This is a genomic window from Microbacterium sp. HMWF026 (assembly GCF_003061325.1).
Taxonomy (GTDB): Bacteria; Actinomycetota; Actinomycetes; order Actinomycetales; family Microbacteriaceae; genus Microbacterium; species Microbacterium testaceum_E.
On the sequence record NZ_QAJB01000288.1, the window covers coordinates 1 to 8992 of the forward strand.

At 69.0% G+C, this 8992-nt stretch carries 7 protein-coding genes and 1 pseudogene; 4 read left to right on the forward strand and 4 right to left on the reverse strand.

Going from position 1 to position 8992, the window contains the following annotated elements; all coding sequences use genetic code 11:
* Window positions 1-542: 542 nt before the first annotated feature.
* From nrdH to DBR36_RS11050, 3 genes and pseudogenes are all read right to left on the reverse strand, one after another.
* Window positions 543-779 (reverse strand): annotated as a pseudogene (gene nrdH / locus DBR36_RS18375) (glutaredoxin-like protein NrdH); the annotation flags it as partial.
* 520 nt (window positions 780-1299) lie between these two features.
* Window positions 1300-1974: a flavin reductase family protein gene (locus DBR36_RS11045; RefSeq protein WP_108319347.1), complete on the reverse strand. Its 675-nt coding sequence runs from the start codon at window positions 1972-1974 to the stop codon at window positions 1300-1302.
* Window positions 1975-2006: 32 nt separating this feature from the next.
* Window positions 2007-3401 carry a cytosine permease gene (locus DBR36_RS11050; RefSeq protein ID WP_108319349.1) on the reverse strand — a complete coding sequence of 465 codons (1395 nt, stop codon included), beginning with the start codon at window positions 3399-3401 and terminating at the stop codon, window positions 2007-2009.
* 132 nt (window positions 3402-3533) lie between these two features.
* On the opposite strand from DBR36_RS11050, the gene DBR36_RS11055 reads away from it, so the two are divergent.
* Window positions 3534-4193 (forward strand): GntR family transcriptional regulator, encoded by a 660-nt coding sequence (locus DBR36_RS11055; RefSeq protein WP_258222748.1) that lies wholly within the window; start codon window positions 3534-3536, stop codon window positions 4191-4193.
* A 7-nt stretch (window positions 4194-4200) separates the two neighbouring features.
* Here DBR36_RS11055 and DBR36_RS11060 read toward each other — a convergent pair whose 3' ends face one another.
* The gene (locus DBR36_RS11060) at window positions 4201-4983 is read right to left on the reverse strand and encodes an IclR family transcriptional regulator (RefSeq protein WP_258222744.1); all 783 of its coding nucleotides are present in this window, start codon (window positions 4981-4983) and stop codon (window positions 4201-4203) included.
* A gap of 63 nt (window positions 4984-5046) precedes the next feature.
* On the opposite strand from DBR36_RS11060, the gene hutU reads away from it, so the two are divergent.
* The 3 genes from hutU to DBR36_RS11075 all read left to right on the forward strand — a co-directional run.
* Window positions 5047-6717, forward strand: coding sequence for a urocanate hydratase (gene hutU, locus DBR36_RS11065; RefSeq protein WP_108319351.1), 1671 nt, complete (start codon window positions 5047-5049; stop codon window positions 6715-6717).
* Complete coding sequence (locus DBR36_RS11070; protein WP_108319353.1) at window positions 6714-7907, forward strand: allantoate amidohydrolase; 1194 nt, start codon at window positions 6714-6716, stop codon at window positions 7905-7907. The genes hutU and DBR36_RS11070 overlap by 4 nt, the downstream gene beginning before the upstream one ends.
* The coding region (locus DBR36_RS11075) for a formimidoylglutamate deiminase (RefSeq protein ID WP_258222746.1) at window positions 7904-8992 on the forward strand (1089 nt) is incomplete at its 3' end. The genes DBR36_RS11070 and DBR36_RS11075, both read left to right, overlap by 4 nt.

Here is an 8992-nt window from a genome sequence, read left to right on the forward strand (position 1 = left end):
ACGCACGAGAGGGACCGGCCATGTCGGGGTCGGTCCCTCTCGTGGTGTCGGGCGGGCGGGTGCGCGGGATGCGCTCGCTCCGGGTTGTTGGTGGGATCGCCAAGGGCGACAACATAATGATCGACACCGTCCTCAGCAACAAGTCCGACGCCCTCGAGCTTGGGCAGCAGCTGAACGAGGCCGGCTATGACGTCCGTGTGATCGACGTCGAGATGCCTATGAGCTCTCGGAGGAGCGAATCCGCGCGCGGCGGGGGTACGCCTACACAACCGCCCTGGACGGAGGCGACTCGCGGGGTGGGCGATGGGTTTCCAGCGAGTACGCGCGCGACGTGTTCGACGGTCCAGACGGCAGATCGAAGCCCGAAGCCGCGGCCCGCGCTCTCGCTGACGCGACATCCGCGGTCAGCCGCTACCGCGTCTACCGGACGCTAACCGAATAGGCTCGCATGGCCGAGGCAGAGGGGCGCCGCGCAGAGCCGTCGCTAGTCGTCGATGACTTGCGTTGGTGCAGAGCGAACCCTCGTGCCCATAGCGTCTGTCGATGCGCTTGGCGACGTCGTCGATCTTGTCGGGACGGAAACCCGACCACGAATGATCGACCGTTTCCACGACCGGCGCCTGCAGAAACCCGGCTGCCTTCAACTTCGCCAGCGCCTCGGGATCAGTCGACAGGTTGACGACTTCAAACTCAAGGCCAGCGGCTTCGAGCGCGCGCAGCGTGGCCGTGCACTGCATGCACCCCTCGTTCGAGTACACAGTGAGCGGCTCGTTGTTCATCGCAGTTCTCCCTCTCAAACCCCATTGCCTTTCGGCAAAAGTCGAAACACTGCGGTGGGGGAGTGCAAGCAAGGGTCCGTGGGCTAACGGACTGAGCGCAGCGAGGGAGGATATGCCGCGAAAGCCCTTCCTGAGCGAGGACGGCGCGTACCATTCAACGGCCGAAAGGCAACGAAGTTGCCGCACGCAAACGGTCCCCGTCGCGCAGAGCGCGGAGGGGACCGTTTGGAGGTACTGCGGCCGAAGGTTGCTTACTTCCACGATGGCTGCAGCTGCACCAGACAGCGCTCACACGTGGGGGAGATGCCGGCCACTCGTCGTCATCCACCACGCCAAAACCACGTCGTGGTCTAACTTCCCATCTCGATCGTGGAGTGCGCCGGTCTGAGCCTCGCCGACCTCACCGACGAGCAGAAGCAGGGGCCGTGAAGGCGCTCGAGTCGCTGCTTAGCGATGAGGCATACGAGACGGTCAGCAACATCATGGCCGGCGACGCGCGGGGAGTCGGCAGATCCGCGGGTCAGCCTTCGGCGGAGAAGCCCATGGGCTCGCCGCCGAGGCCGGCCTGGGCGTCCGAGTCGGCGCCGGGGACGCGCATTTCGAACGTCGAGTCGACGACGGTGTAGTCGAAGTAGCCCATTCGGGCGATTGGGCGCACCTTGGCGATGTCGACGCGTCCGTCGGGCGTGAGCGAGTTCTCGTCCATGTGGATGCGTTCGACCGTCGCATAGACGACGTCGATCGTGCCCACCGTCGAGTTACCCTTGAGTCGGTGCGTCGAGAGGTACTTGCACTCGAAGTGGAAGGGGCTCTCGGCGACCATGGGTGCTGCCGACAGATCGGCGGAGCGGCGGGTGACGCCGGCGCGGTCGAATTCGTTGACCTCCGGCGGCAGCGCCATCGCGCTGATGTTGACGGCGTCGCGCAGCGCCCAGGTAGCCATGTTCCAGACGAACCAGCCGGTCTCCTCGGCATTAATGACGGTGTCCTTGCGACGTCCATCGGGATACTGGTTCGCCGCGAACATCACCATCGGGGGGTCGAAGGTGAGGTTCTGCCACTGGCTGTAGGGGGCCAGGTTATCCACGCCCTCGCTGCTGACGCTCGAGAGCCAGCCGATCGGACGCGGGACGGTCAGTCCCTTGAAGGGTGAATGCGGGGTGGGGCTCTTCTCGCGAGCCGGATCGAACTTCATGGTGCGGTGCTTTCTGATGGGGAGGGGTCGGTTCAGCGGGTGCGCGTCGCGAGCGAGCCGCGGCGGGCCGGGTTGAACCAGTAGAAGATGGCGCCGGAGACGACGAGGCCGATGAGCCACGCGACTTCCGCGCCGCCGAGCAGGTTGGCGATCGGGCCCACGTACAGGGAGCTGTTCATGAACGGGATCTGCACAAGGATGCCGGCGAAGTACGCGATGAACGCGAGACCGTTTACCTTGCCGTAGGGGCTGTTCGGATCAAACAGCGCCGCGATGTCGTACTCCTTGTGGCGGATTAGGTAGAAGTCGACGAGGTTGATCGCCGACCACGGCGTAATGAAGTACAGCAGGAATAGCAGGAAGTTCGTGAAGTTCCCGAGGAAGTTGTCGGTCGCGAGCGCGGCGATCGCGTAGGCGATCGCCGAGATGATCACGACGTACACGGCGCGGGAGCGCGCGGTCACGACGTCCTTCCGGCCGAGGGCGGTCACGATCGTCGCGAGCGACATGAACCCGCCATACGAGCTCAGCGTGTTGCCGACGAGCTTGCCGATGACGACCGTGATCGACACAACCCAGCCGAACCCGCCGAGGAGGCCGGCCAGATACAGCACCTGATTGTCGGAGAACGCGGCGCCGCCCACCGCGGCGGCCAGCGCGCCGATGCTCATCGCGAGGGAGGCGCCGAGGACGCTCCCGAGGAAGGTCCACCCGATCGTGGCGCGCTGCGGCGTCGACTCCGGAAGGTAGCGGCTGTAGTCGGCGATGTAGGGGCCGAAGGTGAGCTGCCACGACGCCGAGAGCGAGATGCCGAGGATGAACGGCGCGAGCGCGAACTCCCCGCTGCCGATCGTAGCGGCGGCACCCGGAGCGGTGAGGATGACGAATAGCAGCACGATAAAAACGACACCGCTCAGGACCGTCGCGAGGTGCGAGACCCGGTGGATCCAGCGGTATCCAATGATCGCGAGCACGGTGGAGAAGACGGCGAAGATGGCGGCGCCCACCTTCGGGTCGACGCTCAGGAGCGATCCGAGCGCTTGCCCGCCGAGCACGAGACCGGTCGCATAGAAACCCAGGTAGATGAACAGGGCGAGCACCAGCGGCAGGATCGCGCCATAGTAGCCGAACTGCGCACGGCTCTGGATCATCTGCGGCACACCCAGCTTGGGACCCTGCGCGGAGTGCAGCGCCGTCACCCATCCGCCGAGCACGTTGCCGATGATGATCGCCGGGATCGACCACAGCGGCGAGTTGCCGAGGATCACGAACAGGGCGCCCGTCACGAGGGCCGTGATGGACGTGTTCGCGGCGAACCAGACGAAGAAGAGCGACCCCGGCCTCCCGTGGCGCTCTGTCGGGGGGATCCAGTCGATGGTGCGATGCTCGATGGCCTCACCCGCGTGCAACGGCGCGTCAGTCGACATGTCTTTCCTCCTCGGATTGGCGGCTCACCGTGAGCCGCGTGGGCGCCACATTACCGATATACCGGTCGTATGCCAGAGGATTGTCGTTTCGGCCCGGTAAAATCTGGAATCCGCCCCGTGGGCGAGCGAAAGATGGTGACCGTGGCACAGAAAAGTCTTGCCGATCAGGCTTACGACGCGATTGAGGACATGATCACTTCGCAGCAGATCACGTCGGCGATCCTCGTGTCCGAGGCGTCGCTCATGGAAGCCACCGGCCTCGGTCGCACCCCGGTCCGCGAGGCGCTGCAGCGCCTCGCCCGCGACCGCGTCGTGCAGATCCACCCGAACCGCGGCGTGTTCGTTCCGGAGATCACGGTCGAGTCGCAGCTGCGGCTGCTCGAGATCCGTCGCCCCCTCGAGGCCCTCGCCGTCGAACTCGCGTGCGTCCGCGCGAAACAGGCCGAGCGCGACGCGATGGGGAAGATGCTCGCCTACCTGCAGGCGGCCGACTTCACGCTCGAGCGCTACGCCGATTCGGTGAAGCAGACGCATCAGCTCATCTCGAAGGCGACCCACAACGAGTTCCTCGTCGACGCGATGACGCCGCTGCAGACCCTCTCGCGCCGCTTCTGGCTCGTCAACATCGACGATGAGCAGGCGGAGATCGTCGCCGGCGCCTGTGCGCACACAGAGATCCTCACGTCGATCATCGAGCGCGACGCGGTCCGCGCGGTGGCGGCATCCTTCGCCCTCAATGACTACCTCGTGCGCCACGCGCATCGCACCGTCGGCATCCCGCAGTCGGCTTGAGCGCCCGCTACCGCGCGTGGGCGGCGCCGCTGAGCCGGCGGCCGAGCTCGCTCGCGAACCGCTCGATGCGCTGCGCGAGGTCGGGCCAGGATTCTTCCGGCACGTTGCCGTGCGGGAAGGTGACCGCCAGGCTCGCCGCGGGCCAGCCGTTGCGGTCGCGGATCGCGACTGCGACCGATGCGAACCCGTCGCTGACCTCGCCGCTTTCGGCGGCGAAGCCCGCCCTGGTGACCTCGCCGAGGGTGCGCCGCAGGTGCGGCAGGTCCCGGAACGGGCGCGCGCTGCGGCGGTAGACGGGATCTTCTACGTAGAGGGCCCGTAGCTGTGTCGCGGGCAGGCACGCGAGCAGCGACCTGCCCGTCGCGGTCTGGTGGGCGGGAAGGCGCACGCCGACGTCGGTGATGAGCACCGGCCGGTGTGGCGCCCGCTGCTCGAGCAGATAGATGACGTCGGTGCCATCGAGCACCCCGAGATGCGCCGTCTCGCCGACGTGGTCCACGAGGGCGGCGAGGATCGGGGAACCCAGGCGCGACAGGGGCGCCTGCCGGCCGAACCCGGAACTCAGCTCGTAGGCCGCGTAGCCGAGGCCGTAGCGGCGGTCCTCGGAGTAGTGGATGGCATAGCCGTGATCGACCAGGGCGGTGAGGATGCGGTAGCACGCGGAGCGGGGAATCCCGAGGTCGCGGGCGACTGCCGAAGCGGGCACGGGCCCCCGCTGCGCGCCGAGATGGCTGAGCACGCGCAGCGCCTGTCGGGCGGCGGGCACGGCGGACGGCGGACTTTGTCCCATATATGAGACGATAACCCCACGGCATCCCCACATGAAGCGGCGCAAGGCGGGTTCACTGTCTGCATGACGACTTCCGGATCCGAGACCCGCACCATCCGCGCCGCCCGAGGCAACCGGCTCACCGCGAAGAGCTGGCAGACCGAGGGCCCGCTGCGAATGCTCATGAACAACCTCGATCCCGAGGTCGCCGAGCGCCCCGAGGATCTCGTCGTCTACGGTGGCACCGGACGTGCCGCGCGCAGCTGGGAGGCGTACGACGCGATCGTCCGCACTCTCGAGACGCTCGAGTCGGACGAGACGCTGCTCGTGCAGTCCGGCAAGCCCGTCGGCGTCTTCCGTACCCACGAGTGGGCGCCGCGCGTACTCATCGCCAATTCGAACCTCGTCGGAGACTGGGCCACGTGGCCAGAGTTCCGCCGCCTCGAGGCCCTCGGCCTCACGATGTACGGGCAGATGACGGCCGGGTCGTGGATCTACATCGGGACGCAGGGCATCTTGCAGGGCACGTACGAGACGTTCGCCGCGGTCGCGACGAAGCGCTTCGGTGGGACGCTCGCCGGCACTCTGACCGTCACCGGCGGCGCAGGCGGTATGGGCGGCGCGCAGCCGCTCGCCGTCACCCTCAACGAGGGCGCCGTCCTCATCGTCGACGTCGACCCCAGCCGCCTGCGCCGCCGCGTCGAGCACGGCTACCTCGACGAGATGACCGACGACCTCGACGACGCGATCGAGCGCGTGCTCGCCGCCAAGGCCGAGCGGCGCCCGCTGTCGGTCGGCCTCGTCGGCAATGCCGCGACCATCTTCCCGGAGATCCTCGCGCGCGGCGTCGCCGTCGATATCGTCACCGACCAGACGAGCGCGCACGACCCGCTCAGCTACCTGCCCGTCGAGGTCTCCCTCGAGGACTGGCAGCGCGCTGCCGCCGACGACCCCGAGGAGTTCACTCGCCTGTCGCGCGCCTCGATGGCCGCCCATGTGAAGGCAATGGTCGGGTTCCAGGATGCTGGCGCCGAGGTGTTCGACTACGGCAACTCCATCCGCCGTGAGGCCGAGCTCGGCGGCTACGACCGCGCGTTCGCGTTCCCCGGCTTCGTCCCGGCCTACATCCGGCCTCTCTTCGCGGAGGGCCTCGGCCCCTTCCGCTGGGCGGCGCTCTCGGGTGACCCGGCCGACATCGCCGCGACCGACAAGGCGATCCTCGAGCTCTTCCCGAACGACGAGAAGCTCCGCCGCTGGATCACCGCCGCCGGCGAGAAGGTGCACTTCGAGGGTCTCCCCGCACGCATCTGCTGGCTCGGCTACAAGGAGCGCCACCTCGCCGGCCTGAAGTTCAACGAGATGGTCGCCTCCGGCGAACTGTCCGCCCCCGTCGCGATCGGCCGCGACCACCTCGACTCCGGCTCGGTCGCCTCGCCGTACCGCGAGACCGAGGCAATGGCGGACGGCTCGGATGCCATCGCCGACTGGCCGCTGCTGAACGCCCTCCTTAACACCGCGAGCGGTGCAACCTGGGTGTCCCTCCACCACGGCGGCGGCGTCGGCATCGGCCGCAGCATCCACGCCGGCCAGGTCGTGATCGCCGACGGCACACCGCTGGCGGCGGAGAAGATCGAGCGCGTGCTCACCAACGACCCCGGCACGGGCGTCATGCGGCACGTCGACGCGGGTTACGAGCGCGCCGCCGAAGTGGCCCGAGAGCGCGGCCTGCGCGTGCCGATGTGGGAGCAGGGATGACCTCGAGCCTGGTGACCGGCGGCCGGTTGACGGGGCTGCACGAGCTCACCGGCATCGGCGTCGATCCCGTGCGCGGCGGATACTCGCGCCACCTCTGGCAGGAGCCCGACCTGCAGATGCGCGCCTGGTTCGTCCAGCGTGCCGAGGCGCTGGGGCTCTCCGTCGAGCACGACCGCAATGGCAACATCTGGGCGTGGCTCGGTGAACCCGGACCCGACGCGGTCGTCACCGGCAGCCACCTCGACAGTGTGCCCGGCGGCGGCGAGTTCGACGGGCCACTTGGCATCGTCGTCGCCCTCGATGCCGTCGCAAGACTGCAGGCCGCTGGCAATCGGCTCACCCGTCCGCTGGCCGTCGTCGCGTTCGCGGAGGAGGAGGGCTCCAGGTTCGGCATCGCGTGCATGGGCTCTCGGCTGATGACCGGCGAGCTCGCCCCCGACCGGGCGCGGGCGCTCCGCGACGAAGACGGCGTGAGCTTCGCCGAGGCGGCCGAGCGCGTCGGATTTGACGCACGGCAGATCGGGCGCGACGGTGAGGCGCTCGGCCGCATCGGCGTCTTCGTCGAGGTGCACGTCGAGCAGGGGCGCGGGCTCATCGAGCTGGGTAGCCCGATCGCCGTCGCGAGCTCGATCTTCGCGCACGGGCGATGGATGCTGACCTTCCGCGGGCAGGGGAACCATGCTGGCGCGACCGCGATGGGCGACCGCGACGACCCGATGGTCGCCGCAGCCCGCGCCGTGCTCGAGATCGAGCAGGCGGCGCTCGCCGCGGGCGACGCGCGTGCGACCGTGGGCCGCGTGAGCGCGGTGCCGGGCGGGACGAACGTCATCGCGTCGCGCGTGGAGCTGAGCCTCGACGCCCGCTCCGAGGAGGACGCCGACGTGCGCGACCTCATCGCCGACATCGCGCGCCGTGTCGGGGCATCCGAGTTCGCCGAGCAGTCGTGGAGCGGCGCCGTCCGCTTCGACGAGGGCGTGCGCGACCGGCTGCGCACGGCGCTGGGTGACGTGCCGGTGCTGCCGACGGGCGCCGGGCACGACGCCGGAGTCCTCGCCGGCACGGTGCCGACGGCGATGGTCTTCGTCCGCAACCCCACCGGCATCTCGCACGCCCCCGCCGAGTTCGCAGAGGCCGAGGACTGCCTCGCCGGCATCGACGCGCTCGTCACGGTGCTGGAGGAGCTGCAGTGAACATCTGGTGCGACCGGGTCGTCGACGCCGACGGCGTCCGCGAGCGCGTCCGATTCACCCACGCCGGCGGCTTCGTCACCGCGGTCGCGACAGACGTTGATCCGCGCGGCGACGACATCATCCTCGGTACCGTGATGCCAGGGGTCGCAAACGCGCACTCGCACGCCTTCCACCGCGTGCTGCGCGGCCGCACCCACGCGCACGGCGGCGACTTCTGGCGCTGGCGCGAGAGCATGTACGCAGCGGCGGCACGGCTCGATCCCGACAGCTACTTCGAGCTTGCGCGCGCCGTCTTCGCCGAGATGGTCACCTCCGGCTACACCGCCGTCGGGGAGTTCCACTACGTGCACCACCGGCAAGACGGCACCCCTTATCCTTACGAGATGGAGCGGGCGGTTGCCGCCGCCGCCGACAGCGTCGGCATCCGGCTCACCCTCCTCGACACCGCCTACCTCACCGGCGGCATCGACCGTCCGCTCGCGCCGAAGCAGGAGCGCTTCAGCGACGGGTCCGCAGGCGCCTACCTTGATCGCTGGCACAAGCTGCGCGACCGCGTCGGCCACGGCGCCCGGCTCGGGGCCGCGGTCCACTCGGTTCGGGCGGTGCCGCGTGACGCGATCGCGCAGATCGCCGCCGGGCTCACCGCCGATGTGCCCCTCCACGTTCATCTGTCGGAGCAGCCGCAGGAGAACGCCGACTGCGTCGCCGCGTATGGTCTCACGCCCACCGAGCTGCTGAGCGAGGCCGGCGTGCTGTCGATACGCACCACCGCCGTGCACGCCACACACCTCACCGGCGGCGACATCGCGCTGCTCGGAGAGGCCGGGGTATCCATCGTCATGTGCCCCACCACCGAAGCCGACCTCGGCGACGGGATCGGACCGGCGCGCGAGCTGCTGAGTGCCGGCGCGCGCCTCGCCGTCGGGTCGGATCAGAACGCCGTCGTCGACCCGTTCCTCGAGACCCGCGGCCTCGAGATGCACGAGCGGCTCGCGCACGGAGCGCGCGGCCGGTTCACCCCCGCCGAGATCCTGCGTGCGGCCACCGCCGACGGTTACCGGTCGCTCGGCTGGCAGGTCGCGCCG